Below are 19,088 nucleotides of genomic sequence, written 5' to 3'. Positions count from 1 at the left end.
AACACAATGAACCGGGATTTTAGTGGGAAAACGGTCGTCATCACCGGCGCCTGTCGCGGTATTGGCGCAGGCATTGCCGCCAGGTTTGCCCAGGACGGCGCAAACCTGGTGATGGTATCCAATTCTGAACGTGTTTTTGCTACGGCGGACAGCCTGCGGCCCATCGCCAACGCGATTCTGGCCCTGCAGGCGGATGTAACCGATGAGAACGACGTGCAGCAGGTGTATCAGCAGGCATTTGAGCGCTTTGGCCGCATTGACGTTTCGGTTCAGAACGCGGGCATTATCACGATTGATACCTTCGGGAATATACCCAAAAGCGATTTCGAACGCGTGCTGGCGGTGAACACCACGGGCGTCTGGCTGTGCTGTCGTGAAGCCGCTAAATACATGGTGCAGCAAAACGGCGGCAGCCTGATTAACACGTCTTCAGGGCAGGGTCGTAAAGGATTTATCTACACGCCGCACTATGCTGCCAGCAAAATGGGCGTCATTGGCATTACGCAAAGTCTGGCGCTGGAGCTGGCCCGCTGGAATATCACGGTTAATGCGTTTTGCCCTGGCATCATCGAAAGCGAAATGTGGGATTACAACGATCGCGTCTGGGGCGAAATTCTGAGCACGCAACAAAAAACCTATGGTAAAGGCGAGCTGATGGCGGAATGGGTAGAGAACATTCCCCTTAAACGGGCCGGGCAGCCACAGGACGTTGCCGGGCTGGTCGCCTTTCTGGCATCGGATGATGCGCGCTACATTACCGGACAAACCGTTAATGTTGATGGCGGGCTAATTTTTTCCTGAAACAAGCGGCTTGCCTGGCCGCGACATGCGGCCAGGCGGCTCGCAGATGCACAAATATCGAGTTAAGTCATGAATCTGGGTCACATTATGCTAAAATAATTAGCGCTGGTTTTATCACTCTCGTTGAGAAACCACCTGATGATTTTTATGCCCGGACGTAATGATTTGATGTTTAGACCTGTGACTTTCTCTCTCGCTGCTCTGACAGCGCTTCTGGCGCTGCCCGCCGGTGCGCTGCAAACGGATCATCAGGTGTCGGAAACCCCTTTTAGCGATCCCACGCGTTTTCGCCAGTCACTGAACGATCTTCCTTCTCTTGGCAACGTCGAAGATAACCATGACTGGAGCAAAAAGCTGGCGAAGGCGGCCAAAAGTATTGCGGAAGCCAATGAAAGCAGCAGTGATCTGACCCTGGGCGAGCAGGCCGGGCAGTGGGCTTTTGACCGACTGCGCGACGAAGTGGCGACGCGGGTTGAGAGTGAAGGGCAGTCTTTACTGTCGCCTTATGGCAACGCCGAGTTCAACTTAAACGTGGACATGGCCGGCAACTTTGACGGCACCGGCGGCAATCTGTTCAGCCCGCTGGCTGATGAGAATCGCTACCTTACATTCAGTCAGCTTGGGCTGCACGACTCTGTTGAAGGCGTGGTAGGTAATGCCGGGCTGGGTCAGCGCTGGGACGCAGGCAACTGGCTGTTGGGTTACAACAGTTTTATCGATCGTAGCTTTCGCACTGGACTTCAGCGCGCCTCGGTGGGCACTGAGGCCTGGAGCAACAATCTGCGCTTTTCTGCTAACTACTATCATCCCTTGTCCGGATGGCGTAATCGTGGTGACAGCCAGCAGTCCCGCATGGCCGAAGGTTACGACATCACCACCCAAAGCTATTTGCCGTTCTATCGTCAGCTGGGCGTATCATTCAGCTATCAGCAATATCTGGGGGAAAAGGTTGACCTGTTTAACAGCGGCAACCGTTACCATAACCCGGCGGCGCTCTCGCTGGGGCTGTCTTATACGCCCGTGCCGCTGGTGACCATTTCGGCCAGCCACAAAACCAGCAGTGCCGGAGAGAGCCAGGATCAGCTTGGCCTCAAACTCAATTACCGCTTTGGGGTCGCGCTGAGCAAGCAGCTGGATGCCAATAACGTCGCGGAAGCGCGCTCCTTACGGGGCAGCCGCTACGACACGGTGACGCGCAGCCAAAACCCGGTGATGGCCTACAGGCAGCGTAAAACGCTATCTGTATTCCTGGCGACGCCGCCGTGGCAGCTTAATCCCGGTGAGAGCGTACCGCTCAAGCTGCAACTGCGCGCTAGTCATAGCATTAAGGCGCTGAGCTGGCAGGGCGATACTCAGGCACTGAGCCTGACATCACCGCCGAACAATAATGCCATTGATGGCTGGAGCGTGATTGTTCCCCCCTGGGACAGCACGCCGGGCGCCAGCAATGAGTACCGTCTGTCGGTCACGGTGGAAGACAGTAAACAGCAGCGCGTCACTTCAAACTGGATCACCCTGAAAGTGCAAGCGCCATTGTCGATGGATGAGCCCGCGGTTGACGGTGCTGTCCAGATGCCCTCGTCCAGTAACAGCCTGAGTTTTAGCGAATAAGCAAGATTACAGAGCGAGAGAGAGAGTATGTTGTCGTGCGGGAAAGTGCCTGCGATCTTTTAAAAATGGCGATCACCGGGTTGCTTTGCTTCTTCTTGCTGCCAGCCTGGATGCGCAGACGTATTCACCTTCTCGGGTCAGACACGAGGCGACATTTTGTGTCTTTTACCGATCCCGTTCGGGATTGTGGCGATATCTTCAGACGGAAGTGCACGCGCTGACATCATCGAAAATCTTATCCGCGAACTGACAGCGCGGGTGATTATTGAACCCGCAGGCTGTTGAACGTCGACGTGATTTCTCACTCCCAGCGTTGGCGCTGTTAAAGGGGTTTGAAGTGTGAGTGGGAAGATCGGGCTTAGGCTGGCGGATGAAAAAACGGCCCGTCAGACACAGGCCGGGCCGTTTTGCAATGAGGGTAAACGATTAGAACTGGTAGGTCATACCTACGCCCGTAATGTCGTCTGTTGCCAGACCCAGCGGGTTGTTTTTCTTCAGCAGGTTAATTTTGTACTCAGCATACACTGACATATTTTTATTAAAGTAATAGGTCGCACCAACTGCCGTATACTTGTACAGATCAGCCTCGCCAATTCCTTCAAGATCTTTCGCTTTCGAGGCGACGTAGCCAATAGAGGGTCGGAAGCCGTTCAGGAACTGGTACTGTGCCACAACTTCCATGTTTTGCGTTTTATTCGCAAAACCACCGTTAATTGGAGTCGCGTTGAGGGTTTCACCGTACATGGCTGCCAGATAGATCTGATTGGCGTCATATTTGGCTGCTGTTGCCCACAGTTGTGCTTTATCACCCCGACCGAAGGCTGCAGTGTTTTGCGCCGCAATACGATTCAGGCTGGCATAGGAGCCCACAAAGCTCAGGCCAAAATCAAAGTCATAGGACGTAGACAGGGCAAAGCCATCGCCGTTAGAGCGACGCACTTCCAGGCCTGTATCAGTGGTGCTGGTGCGATCGTTTTTGCCTTCATACTGCGCCGCAACGTTCCAGCCTTTAACCAGACCAAAGAAGTCTTTATTACGCCAGGTCAGCAGGCCGCCCGAACGCAGGCTTAAAAACGCATCAGAGTTCGCTGAATCACCGCCAAACACAGGCAGCATATCGGTATAACCCAGTGCGTCATAAACCAGGCCGTAGTTACGGCCGTAGTCCACCGAACCCAGTTGGCCGAATTTCAGACCGGCGTAGCCCAGACGGGTTTTGTTACCGTTGTTAGCATCACTACCTTCAGAGTTTTTCAGGCTGTATTGGTACTGCCAGAAACCGTAACCAGTGAGTTGATCGGTAATCGCGGTTTCACCTTTAAAACCTAAACGTGCATAACTGGCGTCACCGTTGTTGCTATTATCGTCGGAAAAATAACGCAATACGTTAACCTTGCCTTGAATATCCAGCTTATTCCCGTCTTTATTATAAATCTGTGCGGCCTGAGCAGTAGACAGACCGATCAGTAACGGCATTAATGCCGCCACTAATGTGCGCTTCATCATTTATTATTTACCCTGTGGTTATATTATTATTTCCCCTCTGTTGGGGTGAAAAGAAAATGACACAAATTGTTAATTCAGCCTAGCGCAATAAGTGTAACTAATTGTGTATTTTAAGGAACTAAATCCCAATCAAGCCAGTCTGGCGGCGATGGTGCTACCTGTCAGTGCTTTTTCTTATGACCCTGCCAGCAATGTAAATGCAAGAAAAGCATATAAAACAGATGATTAGTGATTTTTATAGAAAGGGGAAATGCAATATGGCAAAAAAATGATATTGCTAGCCTTTCTGTCTAAATAATCAACACACCTCGTGCAATAAATGAACAAAACAGGTTTGATGGTTAACCATTAGGTTGCTTAGTGATAATTAAATCGGCGATCGGTAATTTATTAACGCTCTGATGATAACCTGCGAAACAATATTACCAGTTTCATATAAATATATTTAAATTGAGAGGGTGAGTATTTTTTTATCACTTTTTTAAATTACGCCGATAAAAATCATGTCTGTCGCATTAACGTTATCTCTAATACTTATCCTCCTCTGCACGACAGCCGTGCAACTGCCCTGATTTAAGGCGGTTGCTGCACTATTTTGAGCAGATAGTTTATCAGCGATCACAAAAGCGATATTTCATTCCGCGAATGCATAATTCTGCTTTAAAAAGCTCTGCTATCCCGCCTTTATCAGATAACTATTCACTTATTATGCAAAATAAGTGAATAGCAACCTTTCGTAACCTATTGATATTCCTTAATCCAGCTTGTTTTATGCATTTTAGTCCTTGGCTGGCACTCTATCTGCAAACTAGAGTAGGGCGAGATTTATTATATTTTAACAATTAACATACAAATACGTTACCCGCTGGGGAACAGGAGAAGGGCTATGTCACTGCAGGTTTCGCGTCAGGATTTTGATCAATGGATGATGCCCGTTTATGCACCCGCCAGCTTTGTACCCGTCCGTGCTGAAGGTTCAACCCTCTGGGATCAGCAGGGAAAAGACTATATCGATTTTGCCGGGGGCATTGCCGTTAATGCGCTCGGGCATGCGCATCCCGCTCTCCAGCAGGCACTTCAGGATCAAGCCTCACGCCTCTGGCACACGGGCAACGGCTATACCAATGAACCCGTTTTACGCCTGGCGAAGCAGTTGATTGATGCCACCTTTGCCGATCGGGTTTTCTTTTGTAACTCCGGTGCCGAGGCTAATGAGGCGGCGCTTAAGCTGGCCCGTAAAGTGGCCCACGACAGAGTCGGGCAGCATAAAAGCGGCATCGTGGCGTTTAAAAATGCCTTTCATGGCCGTACGCTGTTTACGGTCTCAGCGGGTGGCCAGCCCGCCTATTCGCGGGATTTTGCGCCGCTCCCTGCGGATATTCAGCACGCCGCCTTTAATGACCTTGCCTCTGCGGCAGACCTGATTAACGACAGCACCTGCGCCGTGATTGTCGAGCCCATTCAGGGGGAAGGCGGCGTCGTGCCCGCCGAACCCGCCTTCCTGCGTGGGCTGCGTGAACTGTGCGATAAACATGACGCGCTGTTAATTTTCGACGAAGTGCAGAGCGGCGTGGGCCGGACCGGCGCGCTTTACGCTTATATGCACTATGGCGTGACGCCAGACGTGCTAACCAGTGCTAAAGCGCTGGGCGGCGGGTTTCCTATAGGGGCGATGCTGACGCGCGAGGATCTGGCTCAGGTCATGGGCGTAGGTACCCACGGAACGACCTATGGCGGCAATCCGCTGGCGGGCGCAGTGGCCGGAAAAGTCATGGAACTGATTAACCAGCCTGAAGTGATGGCCGGTGTCACGCAACGTCATGACTGGATTGTCGCGGCGCTAAACGACCTTAATCAGCGTCTGCACCTGTTTAAAGAGGTGCGCGGGCTGGGGTTACTGATCGGTGCCGTGCTCAGCGACGACTTTGCGGGCAAGGCGAAACAGATCAACCTTATCGCCGCGGAATATGGCGTCATGGTGCTGATTGCCGGAGCCAACGTGGTGCGCTTCGCGCCTGCGCTCAACATCAGCGAGCAGGAAGTGAAGACCGGCATGGCGCGTTTTGCCCAGGCGTGTGAACACCTGCTACAAGGAAAGACATCATGATGGTGATCCGTCCGGTCGAACGGGACGATCTCAGCCAACTGATGGAACTGGCGGCGAAAACGGGCGGCGGGCTGACCTCGTTGCCGGTTGACAGCGCCACCTTACAGGCCCGAATTGAGCGATCGCTGCAAACCTGGCAGGGCAGTTTGCCGCGGGCCGAGCAGGGCTATGTGTTTGTACTGGCCGACAGCCAGGATAATCGTGCGGTGGGGATCTGCGCCATTGAGGTTGCGGTTGGGCTGCAGGAACCCTGGTATAACTTTCGTGTAGGAACACAGGTGCACGCCTCGAAAGAGCTGAACGTTTACGCCGCCTTACCGACCTTATCGCTGAGTAACGATCATACCGGCAGCAGCGAACTCTGCACGCTGTTCCTGGATGCCGATTACCGCGATGGCAAAAACGGTTATCTCCTGTCGAAATCCCGTTTTCTGTTTATGGCGAACTTCCGCGAATACTTTATGGAGCGGGTGGTTGCCGAAATGCGCGGCGTCAGTGATGAGCAGGGGCATTCACCGTTCTGGGACAGCGTGGGCATTCACTTCTTTTCAATGGAATTTCGCAAAGCCGATTTTCTGAGTGGCACCGGGCAAAAAGCCTTTATCGCCGAACTGATGCCCAAGCACCCGCTTTATCTGCACTATCTGACGCCAGAAGCGCAGGCCGTTATTGGTCAGGTACATCCCAAAACGGCCCCCGCGCGTGCGGTGCTGGAAGCCGAAGGCTTTCGCTATCGCCAGTATATCGACATCTTCGATGGTGGCCCCACGCTGGAGTGCGATATCGACGACATTCGTGCGGTGCGCGAAAGCCGGGTACTGACGGCTCAACGGGGGGATGCGCCACAGGATGCGCCGCTCTGTTTAGTCGCGAATAGCGATTATCACCAGTTTCGTGTTGCACTTTTACCTGTCGAACCCATGGCGAAAAGTGTTCAGCTCAATGATGAACAGCTGCAGGCGTTACACTGCCAGCCGGGCGACAGCCTGCGCGTCGTGACGCTGTGGAGCGAGGAGAAAAAAGCATGACGCACCTGATTAACGGACACTGGCTCAATGGCGAGTCGGTGCATTTTTCCAAACAGGATCCGGTCAGCGGTGAAATCCTGTGGCAAGGTTCAGCGGCCTCAACGGCGCAGGTGAGCGCGGCCTGCCAGGCGGCGCGGGCGGCATTTCCGGCATGGGCGAGACAGCCGTTTGCCGCGCGTCAGGCCCTGGTCGAACGCTTTGCGGCAGAGCTTGAGGCACATAAAACGGCCCTGGCCGAGTGTATCGCGCAGGAAACGGGCAAGCCGCGCTGGGAAGCCCTGACCGAAGTCACCGCAATGATCAATAAAATTGGTATTTCAGTGAAGGCCTATCATCAGCGCACCGGGGAACAGCAGCAGGGCGACAGCGCCTTGCGTCATCGTCCTCATGGCGTGCTGGCGGTATTTGGCCCCTATAACTTTCCGGGACATTTGCCCAACGGGCACATTGTGCCGGCCTTGCTGGCGGGAAACTGTGTTGTGTTTAAACCCAGCGAACTTACGCCTGCGACCGCAGAAAAAACAGTGCAGCTGTGGCAGGCGGCGGGCGTACCTGCCGGCGTCATCGGGCTGGTCCAGGGCGGCCGTGAAACCGGTCAGGCGCTGGCGGCGGAACAGGAGATTGACGGGCTGCTGTTTACCGGCAGCGCGCATACCGGTTATCAGTTACATCGCCAGTTTGCCGGGCAGCCGGAAAAAATGCTGGCGTTGGAAATGGGCGGTAACAATGCACTGATCGTTGAAGATCCAGCGGATATTGAGGGCGCGGTGCATGTTGCGATTCAGTCGGCGTTTATTACCGCAGGTCAGCGCTGTACCTGCGCCCGACGTTTGCTGGTCAGGCGCGGTGCCGCAGGCGATGCCTTCCTGCAGCGGCTGATCGAGGTGGCAGGAAGGCTGCAGCCGGGCGCCTGGAACGCCAGTCCCCAACCTTTTATGGGCAGCGTCATCTCCTGCGCCGCCGCCGAAAAAATTTATGCCGAATGGCAGCAGCGCGTCGCGGCGGGCGGCAAGGTGCTGCTGACGATGCGCTGGCCCGATCGCCAACAGGCATTATTAACCCCGGGGATTATTGATCTGACGGCGGTGGACGGTCTGCCTGATGAGGAAGTGTTCGGGCCGCTGCTGGGCGTGATCCGTTATGACGATTATCCTCAGGCAATTCGTCTGGCCAACCAGACGCGCTATGGTCTGTCATGCGGCTTGATTTCGCCCTCGCGTGCACAGTTTGAACAACTGCTGCTGGAAGCGCGGGCCGGGATCGTGAACTGGAATAAACCCCTGACGGGCGCCGCCAGCACGGCACCTTTTGGCGGTATTGGTGCATCGGGCAACCACCGTGCCAGCGCGTGGTATGCGGCGGATTACTGTGCCTGGCCGATGGCCTCGCTGGAATCACCTGAGCTTAGCCTTCCTGAAGCCTTATCGCCGGGCCTCGACTTTTCGCCGCAAGGAGCCCGTTAATGAAAGCCATTGAAGCGAATTTCGACGGTCTGGTCGGGCTGACCCACCATTATGCGGGCTTGTCATTTGGCAACGAAGCCTCCACGCGTCACCAGCGACAGCCGTCGAACCCGCGCCTGGCGGCAAAGCAGGGCTTGTTGAAAATGAAAGCCCTGGCCGATATGGGATTCGTTCAGGGCGTGATACCGCCCCATGAGCGGCCTAATATCGCCGTGCTGCGTCAGTTGGGCTTTAGCGGCAGCGACGCACAGGTGCTGGAAAAAGCAGGGAAAACCGCACCGGCGCTGCTGTCCGCAGCGAGTTCAGCCTCGGCGATGTGGGTGGCAAATGCCGCCACGGTTTCGCCTTCTGCCGACAGCGCCGATCGTCGTGTGCATTTTACCGTTGCCAACCTCAATAATAAATTTCATCGCGCGATTGAAGCCCCGGAAACGGCGGCGCTGTTGCGGGCCATATTTCGCGATCCGGCCCATTTTTCCGTGCATGATGCGCTGCCTCAGGTCGCGCTGTTTGGCGATGAAGGCGCCGCCAACCATAATCGTCTGGGCGGCGATTATGGCGATGCTGGCGTACAACTGTTTATTTACGGTCGTGATAACCAGTCTGGCTCGACCCCGCAGCGTTATCCTGCCCGACAAACCCGCGAGGCCAGCGAAGCCGTCGCCCGTCTTCATCAGCTTGCCTCCGACAAGGTGGTCTTTGCTCAGCAAAATCCGGAGGTCATCGATCAGGGCGTTTTCCACAACGATGTCATTGCGGTCAGCAATCAGCAAATGCTGTTCTGCCATCAGCAGGCATTTGTCGATCAGCCCGCTTTGCTGCGTCGCTTGCACGAATGTGTTCCGGGGTTTGTCGCGCTTGAAGTGCCAACCTCCCGGGTTTCCGTGCAGGATGCGGTGAGCACCTACCTGTTCAACAGCCAGCTTCTGACCCGTGCCGACGGCAGCATGATGCTGGTGCTGCCTGAAGAGTCCCGCCAGCATCCTGGCGTATGGCGCTACCTGAGCGAGCAGGTAGAACGCGATGGACCGTTGCAGTCATTACAGGTATTTGATTTGCGGGAAAGCATGCATAATGGCGGTGGACCGGCCTGCCTGCGTCTGCGCGTGGTGTTAACGCCAGATGAGCAACGGGCGGTGAATCCTGCGGTACTGATGAACGATCGCCTGTTCACCATGCTCAACCAGTGGGTCGACCGTCACTACCGCGACAGGCTAACGCAAGACGATTTAACCGATCCGCAATTGCTGCAGGAAGGGCGGGTTGCCCTTGATGAATTGACCAGACTGCTAGACTTAGGAAATGTGTATGCATTTCAGCAGTGAAGCAGGCGCTGCCATGAGGGCTGCCCGCTTCCGGTTTTAAGGAGGAACGATGCAGGACTTTTTACAGCAGACGCTGTCTGGTGAAGCACCGCGTAAGCGTAAAGGTGAGACGGCGCATCTTCGCTGGCAGTGGTTGTATCACGGTATTCTTCTCATGGAGCCCAAAACGCCGGTTAAACAGGCGCTGGTGCTTTCTGCAGGGGTTCACGGCAATGAGACTGCCCCTGTAGAAATGCTTAACCAGCTCATCACGCCCTTACTTCAGGGCGAGAAGCCGCTTCAGCAGCGCATGCTGGTGGTATTGGGTAATCCCTCAGCGCTGCGCGCAGGAAAACGCTATGTGGCCTACGACATTAACCGACTGTTCGGCGGACGCTGGCAACAGATTGATGACGGGGATGAGGCGCGGCGAGTGCTGCGGCTGGAACAAACGCTGGAGAATTTCTGGCAACTGGGCGAGTGTGATGAAACCCGCTGGCACCTCGACATGCATACGGCCCTGCGCGGTTCTTATCATACGCGTTTTGGCGTAATGCCCAGAAACGATCGGCCATGGCCGGCGGCGTTTTTGCACTGGCTGGCGGTAGCCGGACTGGAGGCGCTGGTTTTCCACCGTTCGCCAGCGGGCACCTTCACCCATTTCAGCTGTGAGCATTTCGGCGCAGCCAGCTGTACGCTGGAGTTGGGGCAGGCCCGGCCCTTTGGCGAAAACGATTTAACCCAGTTTAGCGCGGCTGCCCAGGCGCTGGCAGCATTGTTGTATGGCGAGACCTTACCGGAAGCGCAATCCGTTCCGCGCCGCTATCGGGTAAGCCAGCAGATCACCCGCCACAGCGAGAACTTTCAGCTTCATATGAGTGATGACACCAAAAACTTCACCGCCTTCCCGCAGGGGGCCTTACTGGCTGAAGACGGGGAAAAACGCTACTTCGTGCAGCAGGCGCGGGAGTATGTATTGTTTCCTAACCCGCGTGTTGCGCTGGGGCTGCGGGCGGGCCTGATGTTGATTGAAGAAAGCGAACAAACCCAGGCATTGCCTCTCTGACCTTATTCAAACAAAAAGGCGGAAGACACCTTCCGCTTTACTGCTAAAGGCATTACAATTCTCCACGATTTATCCGAAATCGCCTGATTATTCATACTCTTTTTCAATTCCTCTCCTCTTTCTTCTTAATCCCTCCATGATTGCCTGAATTGTGGCTTTTGCGCTTTCACGCTTTTACTCTCGCTCGCAGTAATTGACGTTCAGCGTCGTATGCTTGTTTCCGAAGACGCGACAGAGTGCTGTCGTTACGAAACTGAACAAGTGAATAAAAAGGACACTGTGATGCGTAAATTAACTTCTCTGTTACTGGCTTCTACTCTGGCATTTGGCGCGGCATCGGTTGTTCATGCTGAGGCAGATAATCTGACACCACCACCGGCAGGCACGGAAAAGCCGATGCATAAACCAATGCGGCACGGTATGGATATGATGTTCGGCGGTCTGAATCTGACCGCCGATCAAAAAACCAAAATGCATGAAATTATGAAAGAGCGCCGTGGTGAAATGCAGCGTCCGTCACTGGATGAGCGTCGTGCAACCCATGCCATCATCGCCTCTGACAGCTTTGATAAAGCCCAGGCTGAAGCCCAGGCAGACAAAATGACGGCCAACGCGAAAGCAAACGCGGTTGCCATGATGGAAACGCAGAATAAGCTGTATAACGTGCTGACGCCGGAGCAGAAAAAACAGTACAACGCCAATTTTGAAAAGCACCTGACTGAAAAACGTCCGATGCACGGCAAGATGGCACCCGCACCTGCACCCGCGCAATAAGCTGCACGTTAATCAGTAAACACGGTTGAAGACCGCCGGCCTTGTCCATGTGATGTGGGCAGTGTCGGCGGTTTTTTTATGTTAGAGGGGAATAACAGGGTAGTTGCCAGACAGCACCGGGCTGCAGAGAATTTTGTAGCCGTCATGATCGAATCCACCTTTGCCACGTTTAAGGGCTTTTGCCTCTTCGATCGTGTTTACCGAGCCCAGATAAAACCAGTGATCGATAACGTGGATCTGCGTCATGTGTTTGCCTTCCTCCACCAGCGCCACGGCACCCTGCCACGGCCAGCAGAATACCCGCACGCTCTCCAGCGCAGACAGCAGCCTGTCCTGATGATCGCTGACGGGCTCCTTGCCACAGCAGGCCCCGGCACAACGGCGCAGGGCAGAGCGGAAACAGCCCCGGCTGGCACTCACCGCTTCCAGACCGAGTAAACCGTGGCAGAGCTGATATTCATCGGCGAGCTGTTTCAGGCGTTCCAGCGCGGCAAAACGACTGCGGTAAAGCCCAAACAGATTCGGTGACTGACTAAAATCGACGTCACGGGCATAGACGACGTCCGGTTTACCCTCTGGAGTAATGCGCAGCGAACAGAGCTGGCGGTTTTTGCGCAGACGTTTATTAAACAGGGGCTGCTGCGTTTTGATCATCTGCGCTTCCAGCAACAGCGCACCGAGATCGCCCGCCGTAGGGATCCAACTGACGCGCCGCGACTGTCGCAACATCTTTGCTTCGTCTGGCGTACGAAAATGGGACATCACACGCGAACGCAGATTCACACTTTTGCCGATGTACAACGGCAAGGTCTCGCTGTCGCCATGAAAGGTATAAACGCCGGGCTGATTGGGCAGGCCTTCCAGCCATTCACGCAAATGGTCCGGGTATTCATAAATGGTTGCCGCGTCAAATTCGAGGCGATGGGTCGCTGCACGTCTTACCAAAACGGACTCCTGTACTGGTTGTCCATACAGTGTAACAGGCAGGTTAAACGTTCGCCAGTCTGAGATTTATAAACGTCGGGTCGCCAGCCAGCAAAGTAGCGACCCGGCGGTAATCAGGGCGACGCCCTGCCAGAAACTCACCGCCGGCACCAGGTCAAGCCACAGCGAGGCCAGCAGCGCCGAGAGCACCGGCGTGAAGTAGGATGCGGTCGCCAGCAGCGTCAGGTTGCCATGCTGGATACCATAGTTCCAGGCCGAATAGGCAAGCGCCGTCGATGCGCCCATAAACAGCACTTCTGCAGCAGCCGTCAGGCTAAACTGCATGGTTTCCTGAGGGGTGAACAACGCGAATTTGAGCCACAGCGCCAGAGCCGTCACCACAAAAAACAGGGTGACGCCGTTGCTGCCACGTGCAAAGCGGCGCGTGATGTTGTTGTAGAGTGCCCACGTTAATGCCGCAATAAACGCCAGCAGGTAGGCTGTGGGATTGCGGGCCATATTCTGCGTCATCTGGCCCAGTACATCTTCGTTGGCGCCCTTCATCACCCAGATGATTCCGCACAGGGAAAGCAGCAGTCCGGGCCACAGCCACAGGCGAAAACGCTGTTGATTAAGCGGAATGGCCAGCAGGATGGTCAGACATGGCCAGAGATAGTTGATCATCCCCAGTTCCAGCGACTGTTGACGGTTGCTGGCGAGACCAATCGCCAGCGCCAGGCAAATTTCATAGCCGACAAACAGGGTGCCGCCCACAAGCAGATAGCGCCCTGGCAGGGAGCGCGGATGGGGGATGCCGCGCGTGAGGCACAGTAAAATCGCTGTCGTGGAATAAATCAGCGCGGCGCCGCCGGTCGGGCCAAACGCCTCACTGACGCTGCGCAACAGGCCAAGGGTGGTGCTCCAGAGCAGAATCGCACTCAAACCGATTAAGGTTGCGCGTGATAAGTTAGCAGGCATAAAACTCAACGTCTATCTAAAGGAGCCGCCAGCGGGCAGCGGGCGCGAAGTATGCTAACGGTAAGCATGTAGCCTGTCCATCAGGTATTCCCCCACGGGAACCTGTAACAGGCCCTGTGCGGAGCAACGTTTTTCCCTCAACGCCCTTCATGAATGGCCTGATTAACAGGTTGCATAACGCCTTTTGCCGATCGCAATCCAACCCTTGTGGCTTTCCCTCTATTGACGAGCCTCGCAAGCGCATCAATCCCGCGCAGGCAAAGGGGAATGACCACAGGATTAGGTTTCATAGATTTCCGTCCGCGAGCGCCAAAACAGGGTGGAGCGTTAAGAATTGGTTAAGGGTTTATTACAGTGCGTAACGATGTGTTTTTTTATACGTCATCATAATAATAACTTATTGTTTTTCAAATAATTCATCCACGTTAAATGCTTAATAAACAATGCCTGTTTTGGGCGCTGTTATCACGTTTTTATGTCGATAGTTAAGGTCTGCGTCTGAAATTTTTAGACGAATTAACTGTTTTAATTACAACCAGGTGAAAAATATGACTATAACACAGCGGCTTTTACTGACCTTTTCTCTTCTCTGCATGGCGCTGATAACCATGGTTATCGTGGCGGTTTCTGTGGCGGACGGTTTTCAATACCGTTTCCAGTATGTGCAGGAAAATACACTTCCTTCTATTACTGATATCGCCAAAATGGTTGACGGCAGCAACGCCATTATCATCGCGCTCTACCATCATCAGAGCATGACCGATCCCGCTAAGCAGATGCAGATTGAGAAAGAAATCAACGGTGTCTTAAACCATATTTCGCTGCTCAACCAGAATTACCTTAAGAACGATATTTCCAGTGAGGAAGATCGACAGATGACCGAAAAGGCATTTGTCACCATTAAAAAAATTGAGGCGGATCTGCCTGCTTTTCTCACCGCCTCACGCGCACAGAACGATGCGGTTTCTTTGTCGATGCTGCAGGGTAATAGCGGTATCGGTGCGGTAACCCGACAGCTGATTATCGATTATCAGAAACAGCTGCAACTGAATGTGGATATTGGTAATCAACTCCGTAAAGAAAATGACAGCACCTATCGTCATACTTTACTCATTCTGATTGCCGGCTCAGCTTCAGCCATACTGCTTTTGGGCTTTTTTACGCTTAAAACCATTTTTGCTATTCGTCGTCAGCTCAACGCGATGCGCCACACAATGGAAGCCGCGAGCGAAAATCTGGATCTGACATTACGTGCAGATGACGCTCGCAGAGATGAAATCGGCCTGACGGCAAAGGCATTTAACCATTTGGTGGAAAACGTTGCCCTGTCCCTCAGCGCAGTAGAAAGCGCGGCGCAGTCGGTCAGCACGGCTTCCGCACAAATTTCTGCGGGCAACGAAGATCTCTCCTCCCGTACGGAAGAGCAGGCTGCCTCCCTGGAACAGACGGCTGCCAGCATGTCTGAGTTGAGTGAAACAGTGCGTCAGACGGCAGAAAATACACGACTTGCCAGCCAGCTTGCCCAAAACGCGCGTGATATCTCTGAAGACAGTGCGTCACGCGTGAAGGCGATGCTGATGACCATGGGCGATATCCGGACGAGCTCGACAAAAATTACCGATATTATCGCGTTGATTGAAGGTATTGCATTCCAGACCAATATCCTGGCGCTTAACGCGGCGGTTGAAGCGGCGCGGGCAGGCGAACAGGGGCGTGGTTTTGCCGTGGTGGCAGGGGAAGTGCGCAATCTGGCTCAGCGATCGTCTTCTTCTGCCAGGGAGATCAAAGCGCTTATTGAAGCTTCTATGCTCCATGTGGAAGCCGGCTCGAATCAGGCAGAAGGCGTGGGTAACAATATTACGCGCATGACAGACGCGGTCCGTCAGGTGACCGATTTAGTCGATGAGATTTCGGTTGCTGCAAACGAACAGTCTCAAGGGATTAATCAGGTGCACCTGGCCGTAAACCAGATGGATGATGTGACGCAGCAAAATGCCTCTCTGGTTGAAGAAGCGTCTTCTGCATCCCGTTCATTAATGGATCAGGCCTCAACCCTCAACCAGCTGGTTGCTACCTTCACGCTCGCCAAAACGCAGCGCCAGGCACCGATCCAAAGCAGCAGGGTCGGACGTGCAGACCGCGTGCCACTTCCTGCCCGCAACGCGATGGCAGCGGCGGGTGACGCTGACTGGCAGCGTTTTTAATCGGGAACCTATTACATGGCAGCGCCCGGCTACTGAGCTGACCGGGCGCGATGTTAACGGATAAAGACGAGGGGGATTATTTCCAGAAATCGTCGAAAACGGTCACAGGCGGACGACGCTTGTGCTCGGTTTTCAGGTACCAGCCTTCAATGATCTTCGCGCTTTCCGGCGCAATGGTTTTGCCTTCCAGATAGTCATCGATCATGTCGTATGTCACACCCAGCGCGACTTCATCCTGCAGGCCAGGACGATCGTCTTCAAGGTCGGCGGTGGGTTTTTTCAGATAGAGATGCTCGGGACAGCCCAGAGTTTTCAGCAACTGTTTTCCCTGACGTTTATTCAGGCGGAAGATTGGGTTGATGTCACTCCCGCCGTCGCCATATTTGGTGAAGAAACCGGTAACGGCTTCTGCGCCGTGGTCGGTACCGACCACCACACCTTTGGTCATGCCGGCAATGCTGTACTGCGCTTTCATACGTTCGCGGGCTTTTTCATTACCGCGGAAAAAATCGGACAGGACGATGCCCGCGTCTTTCAGCGCCCGCTCGCTGGCCAGCACCGCTTCTTTAATGTTGACCACCAGCGAGCGATCCGGCTGGATAAAGGCCAGTGCATCCTGACAGTCCTGCTCATCGGCCTGCACGCCATAAGGCAGGCGCACCGCGATAAAGGTATAGTCCTTATCGCCCGTTTCTTGCCGAAGTTCCGTTATTGCCATTTGGGCCAGTTTGCCGGTCAGGGTTGAATCCTGTCCGCCGCTGATACCGAGTACCAACGTCTTAACGCCGCTGTGACGGGTTAAGTACGCTTTTAGGAAATCAACGCTAGTGCGGATTTCCTGTTGTGGATCGATAGTCGGCTTAACGCCGAGTGCGGTAATGATTTCCTGCTGCAGTGACATCAACATCTCCTCAAGTCTGTCGCTCATTGGCACAATACAACGCCTGTTTTAACGCTAACGCGCATCCCTGTAAACAACAAGCCAAAGCGACAGCTGTTTTTATCAGGGCAGGCGGAATCACAGGGTTTTTGCACCAGATGCCGGTTTTTTCGCCAAAGCCATAAACGTCATTATAGCCAGCATGTAGCAGCCAAAAACGGTCAGCGTCATACTGATTACTGATGTTCCTCCGATGCCCGTCACCGGTATGGCAATGGCCCCCAGGGTAAACATCGTCACGCCAATCACGGCTGAAGCGCTACCGGCGCGCTGCCCCTGGCTTTGCATCGCCAGTGAGGCCGCCGTCGTGGAAATCACGCCGTTACTGGCAACGGTAAAGAACAGGGCCAGCAGTAACAGCGGCAGGGGAGCATGACTTATTCCCGCGATCAGCAACAGGCTGGATGCCACGCCTGCCAACGTCAGCCCGCCTTTTAGCACCCGAAACTCCCCCCACAGCGGACAGAGCCGGGCGCTGGTCTGAGAGGCGATGATTAGCCCGAAACCGTTTGCGGCAAAGCAAAGGCTGAACGCCTGCGGTGACAGGCCATAACGTTCCTGCAGAACAAACGGCGAGGCGCCAATATAGGCAAACATGCCCGACATCATCAGCCCCTGCGTCAGACAAAATCCCATAAAAGGGCGATGGGTAATAACCTGGCCCAGCGCCGCATAGGCAGAAAAGACCGATCCCTGACTGCGTCGCCCTGCGGGCAGACTTTCATGCAGCTTTCCGCGCGCCAGCAGGATAAGTAAAACCGCGATACAGCCCAGCACCACAAAGATACCGCGCCAGTTCAGAAAGGTCATGAGTGCGCCGCCCAGTACAGGTGCAGCGACAGGTGCCAGGCCGTTTACCAGCATTAACAGGGCAAAAAAGCGGGTAAGTTCATGACCACTGTACATGTCACGAGCAATTGCCCGTGAGAGCACCGCACCGCCTGCGCCTGCCAGTCCCTGAAACAGGCGAGCCAGTAGCAACTGGTTAATGTCCTGCGCCAGCGCGCAGCCCACCGAGGCAATAAACAGCAGCACCAGGGACAACGTCAGTGGGCGCAGGCGGCCAAATTTATCGCTCATCGGCCCGAAAAACAGCTGCCCGGCTCCCAGACCGAGCAGCCCGGCCGTCAGGCTGAGCTGTGCCGTTGAGGTCGATGTCTGAAGATCCGTTGCCAACTGGGGCAGCGCGGGCAGGTACAGGTCAATGCACAACGGCCCCAGCGCGGCAAGCAATCCCAGTGTAATGGCATAAACCAGGCGGTTTGGTGATGAAAGCTTCATGTATCCTCTGTAAGTAAAAAATGTGACATTGTCACTTTTAAGGGTTGTTGCCAGGGCAGGCCCGGCAAGCGTGCTGTCTCACTTATTGGCGGCTGCGCAAAGGTCATCTCGGGGCATGTTATCAAAGCATCCTGAGCGAGTTGAGTTTAAGTCTGTCATTAACTTGAAAAAAACCGTTTTATGTTCCAGGCTTTTCAGCACATGGACAAAAAACGAGGAACAACAAGATGAATAAAGTGATGGGATGTATCGCTGCGGCGCTGACGCTGGCTGCGCTCTCTGGTTGTACGACTTACGATCGTGCCGAAAGCTACGTGACTAAGCCGGTGGTTAAGGACGTCAAAAAAGGCATGACCCGCGAGCAGGTACGCCAGATTGCTGGCCCAGCTTCCACTGAAATCACCATGGTGCATGCACGTGGTACCTGCCAGACCTACGTTATCGGCGAGCGTGACGGTAAAGCCCAAACCTATTTCGTCAGCTACAACGATGTAGGCCGCGTGATGAACTACGGCTTCCAGAGCTGTGCTGAATACGACACAGACCCGCAGGTTAAGCAGTAATTAGCCGCTTTAAATAAGAAACGGCTCGCCATTGGGTGAGCCGTTTTTTTTATAGCTACAATCCTGCCGGTCGGGGCACTTCAATGTAGCTGCCGTTAATTTCCCGCTGATAGTAGTGCCCGTCCTGCACATAAAAGCGCCTGCCGTTAAAATCCAGCACTCTCATGCCCGTTTCGTAGGTTTGCACAGGCGGCTCAACCACCACGTACTCTTCTCCGTGACGCTGATAATAACTGCCGTTAAGCAGGTAATACGTTAATCCGCCAATCAATACCGCCGTTGCGGCCAGCGGCAGAACATGGAAGTGATCGGGGCCGTGCCAGCGCGGTGCCGGACCATGCCAACCTGGGCCGGGTCGCCAGTGTGGACCCGGGCCCCAGTCGCCGGGACGAGCAAACGCGTGAGTGGGCGCGACAATTGCTAGCGCCAGTAATGAGGCGATAACCGTTTTCATGAGCATTCTCCTGCAGTTATTACCTGCAGAATTCTCTTTTTGCTGCGTAAAGACAAGGGGAAATGCTGTGCATTATTGCCCGTT

At 54.3% G+C, this 19,088-nt stretch carries 16 protein-coding genes; 10 read left to right on the top strand and 6 right to left on the bottom strand.

Annotated features, from left to right (window positions below):
• Positions 1-6 precede the first annotated feature (6 nt).
• The gene (locus NXS97_RS04085; RefSeq protein WP_259231724.1) at positions 7-801 is read left to right on the top strand and encodes a glucose 1-dehydrogenase; all 795 of its coding nucleotides are present in this window, start codon (positions 7-9) and stop codon (positions 799-801) included.
• A 138-nt stretch (positions 802-939) separates the two neighbouring features.
• Entirely contained in the window at positions 940-2,412 is a 1,473-nt protein-coding gene (locus tag NXS97_RS04080; protein WP_042678173.1) for a YchO/YchP family invasin, read from the top strand.
• Positions 2,413-2,838: 426 nt separating this feature from the next.
• Here the strand turns inward: NXS97_RS04080 and NXS97_RS04075 are convergent, their stop codons facing one another.
• Positions 2,839-3,918: a porin OmpC gene (locus NXS97_RS04075; RefSeq protein WP_014593579.1), complete on the bottom strand. Its 1,080-nt coding sequence runs from the start codon at positions 3,916-3,918 to the stop codon at positions 2,839-2,841.
• An 886-nt stretch (positions 3,919-4,804) separates the two neighbouring features.
• Between NXS97_RS04075 and NXS97_RS04070 the strand changes: the two genes are divergently transcribed.
• The 6 genes from NXS97_RS04070 to spy all read left to right on the top strand — a co-directional run bounded on the left by NXS97_RS04070 (position 4,805) and on the right by spy (position 11,660).
• Positions 4,805-6,025, top strand: a complete 1,221-nt coding sequence (locus NXS97_RS04070; protein WP_013025556.1) for an aspartate aminotransferase family protein — start codon at positions 4,805-4,807, stop codon at positions 6,023-6,025.
• Positions 6,022-7,053 carry an arginine N-succinyltransferase gene (gene astA / locus NXS97_RS04065; protein ID WP_014593580.1) on the top strand — a complete coding sequence of 344 codons (1,032 nt, stop codon included), beginning with the start codon at positions 6,022-6,024 and terminating at the stop codon, positions 7,051-7,053. Before NXS97_RS04070 ends, astA begins: the two co-directional genes overlap by 4 nt.
• The gene (astD, locus tag NXS97_RS04060; RefSeq protein ID WP_014605979.1) at positions 7,050-8,516 is read left to right on the top strand and encodes a succinylglutamate-semialdehyde dehydrogenase; all 1,467 of its coding nucleotides are present in this window, start codon (positions 7,050-7,052) and stop codon (positions 8,514-8,516) included. Before astA ends, astD begins: the two co-directional genes overlap by 4 nt.
• A complete protein-coding gene (gene astB, locus NXS97_RS04055; RefSeq protein ID WP_072136684.1) occupies positions 8,516-9,841 on the top strand; it encodes an N-succinylarginine dihydrolase in 1,326 nt (441 codons plus the stop codon). Before astD ends, astB begins: the two co-directional genes overlap by 1 nt.
• 49 nt (positions 9,842-9,890) lie before the next feature.
• Positions 9,891-10,886: a succinylglutamate desuccinylase gene (astE, locus tag NXS97_RS04050; protein ID WP_014605977.1), complete on the top strand. Its 996-nt coding sequence runs from the start codon at positions 9,891-9,893 to the stop codon at positions 10,884-10,886.
• A gap of 282 nt (positions 10,887-11,168) precedes the next feature.
• Positions 11,169-11,660, top strand: a complete 492-nt coding sequence (spy, locus tag NXS97_RS04045) for an ATP-independent periplasmic protein-refolding chaperone Spy (protein ID WP_019105326.1) — start codon at positions 11,169-11,171, stop codon at positions 11,658-11,660.
• 81 nt (positions 11,661-11,741) lie between these two features.
• Here spy and cho read toward each other — a convergent pair whose 3' ends face one another.
• Both cho and yddG read right to left on the bottom strand, forming a co-directional pair.
• Positions 11,742-12,605, bottom strand: coding sequence for an excinuclease Cho (gene cho / locus NXS97_RS04040; protein ID WP_019105325.1), 864 nt, complete (start codon positions 12,603-12,605; stop codon positions 11,742-11,744).
• 66 nt (positions 12,606-12,671) lie between these two features.
• Positions 12,672-13,562, bottom strand: a complete 891-nt coding sequence (yddG, locus tag NXS97_RS04035) for an aromatic amino acid DMT transporter YddG (RefSeq protein WP_116219697.1) — start codon at positions 13,560-13,562, stop codon at positions 12,672-12,674.
• Between the two features lie 548 nt (positions 13,563-14,110).
• On the opposite strand from yddG, the gene NXS97_RS04030 reads away from it, so the two are divergent.
• The gene (locus NXS97_RS04030; RefSeq protein ID WP_259231722.1) at positions 14,111-15,766 is read left to right on the top strand and encodes a methyl-accepting chemotaxis protein; all 1,656 of its coding nucleotides are present in this window, start codon (positions 14,111-14,113) and stop codon (positions 15,764-15,766) included.
• A gap of 76 nt (positions 15,767-15,842) precedes the next feature.
• Here the strand turns inward: NXS97_RS04030 and nadE are convergent, their stop codons facing one another.
• Complete coding sequence (gene nadE / locus NXS97_RS04025) at positions 15,843-16,667, bottom strand: ammonia-dependent NAD(+) synthetase (RefSeq protein ID WP_116219698.1); 825 nt, start codon at positions 16,665-16,667, stop codon at positions 15,843-15,845.
• A 117-nt stretch (positions 16,668-16,784) separates the two neighbouring features.
• Positions 16,785-17,987, bottom strand: a complete 1,203-nt coding sequence (locus NXS97_RS04020; RefSeq protein WP_105078586.1) for a multidrug effflux MFS transporter — start codon at positions 17,985-17,987, stop codon at positions 16,785-16,787.
• Positions 17,988-18,214: 227 nt separating this feature from the next.
• Between NXS97_RS04020 and osmE the strand changes: the two genes are divergently transcribed.
• The gene (gene osmE, locus NXS97_RS04015; RefSeq protein ID WP_013025567.1) at positions 18,215-18,550 is read left to right on the top strand and encodes an osmotically-inducible lipoprotein OsmE; all 336 of its coding nucleotides are present in this window, start codon (positions 18,215-18,217) and stop codon (positions 18,548-18,550) included.
• 55 nt (positions 18,551-18,605) lie between these two features.
• Here osmE and NXS97_RS04010 read toward each other — a convergent pair whose 3' ends face one another.
• Positions 18,606-19,004, bottom strand: a complete 399-nt coding sequence (locus NXS97_RS04010; RefSeq protein WP_014605970.1) for a DUF6515 family protein — start codon at positions 19,002-19,004, stop codon at positions 18,606-18,608.
• Positions 19,005-19,088: the final 84 nt, after the last annotated feature.

The organism is Pantoea sp. B623, assembly GCF_024814475.1.
GTDB classification, from domain to species: domain Bacteria; phylum Pseudomonadota; class Gammaproteobacteria; order Enterobacterales; family Enterobacteriaceae; genus Pantoea; species Pantoea ananatis.
This window is presented reverse-complemented; position numbering and strand designations above follow the sequence as displayed.

Bases quoted from the DNA above. Each gene is read 5' to 3' on its own strand.
- NXS97_RS04085 (WP_259231724.1), top strand. From the start codon at position 7: ATGAACCGGGATTTTAGTGGGAAAACGGTCGTCATCACCGGCGCCTGT.
- NXS97_RS04080 (WP_042678173.1), top strand. From the start codon at position 940: ATGATTTTTATGCCCGGACGTAATGATTTGATGTTTAGACCTGTGACT.
- NXS97_RS04075 (WP_014593579.1), bottom strand. From the start codon at position 3,918: ATGATGAAGCGCACATTAGTGGCGGCATTAATGCCGTTACTGATCGGT.
- NXS97_RS04070 (WP_013025556.1), top strand. From the start codon at position 4,805: ATGTCACTGCAGGTTTCGCGTCAGGATTTTGATCAATGGATGATGCCC.
- astA (WP_014593580.1), top strand. From the start codon at position 6,022: ATGATGGTGATCCGTCCGGTCGAACGGGACGATCTCAGCCAACTGATG.
- astD (WP_014605979.1), top strand. From the start codon at position 7,050: ATGACGCACCTGATTAACGGACACTGGCTCAATGGCGAGTCGGTGCAT.
- astB (WP_072136684.1), top strand. From the start codon at position 8,516: ATGAAAGCCATTGAAGCGAATTTCGACGGTCTGGTCGGGCTGACCCAC.
- astE (WP_014605977.1), top strand. From the start codon at position 9,891: ATGCAGGACTTTTTACAGCAGACGCTGTCTGGTGAAGCACCGCGTAAG.
- spy (WP_019105326.1), top strand. From the start codon at position 11,169: ATGCGTAAATTAACTTCTCTGTTACTGGCTTCTACTCTGGCATTTGGC.
- yddG (WP_116219697.1), bottom strand. From the start codon at position 13,562: ATGCCTGCTAACTTATCACGCGCAACCTTAATCGGTTTGAGTGCGATT.
- NXS97_RS04030 (WP_259231722.1), top strand. From the start codon at position 14,111: ATGACTATAACACAGCGGCTTTTACTGACCTTTTCTCTTCTCTGCATG.
- nadE (WP_116219698.1), bottom strand. From the start codon at position 16,667: ATGTCACTGCAGCAGGAAATCATTACCGCACTCGGCGTTAAGCCGACT.
- NXS97_RS04020 (WP_105078586.1), bottom strand. From the start codon at position 17,987: ATGAAGCTTTCATCACCAAACCGCCTGGTTTATGCCATTACACTGGGA.
- osmE (WP_013025567.1), top strand. From the start codon at position 18,215: ATGAATAAAGTGATGGGATGTATCGCTGCGGCGCTGACGCTGGCTGCG.
- NXS97_RS04010 (WP_014605970.1), bottom strand. From the start codon at position 19,004: ATGAAAACGGTTATCGCCTCATTACTGGCGCTAGCAATTGTCGCGCCC.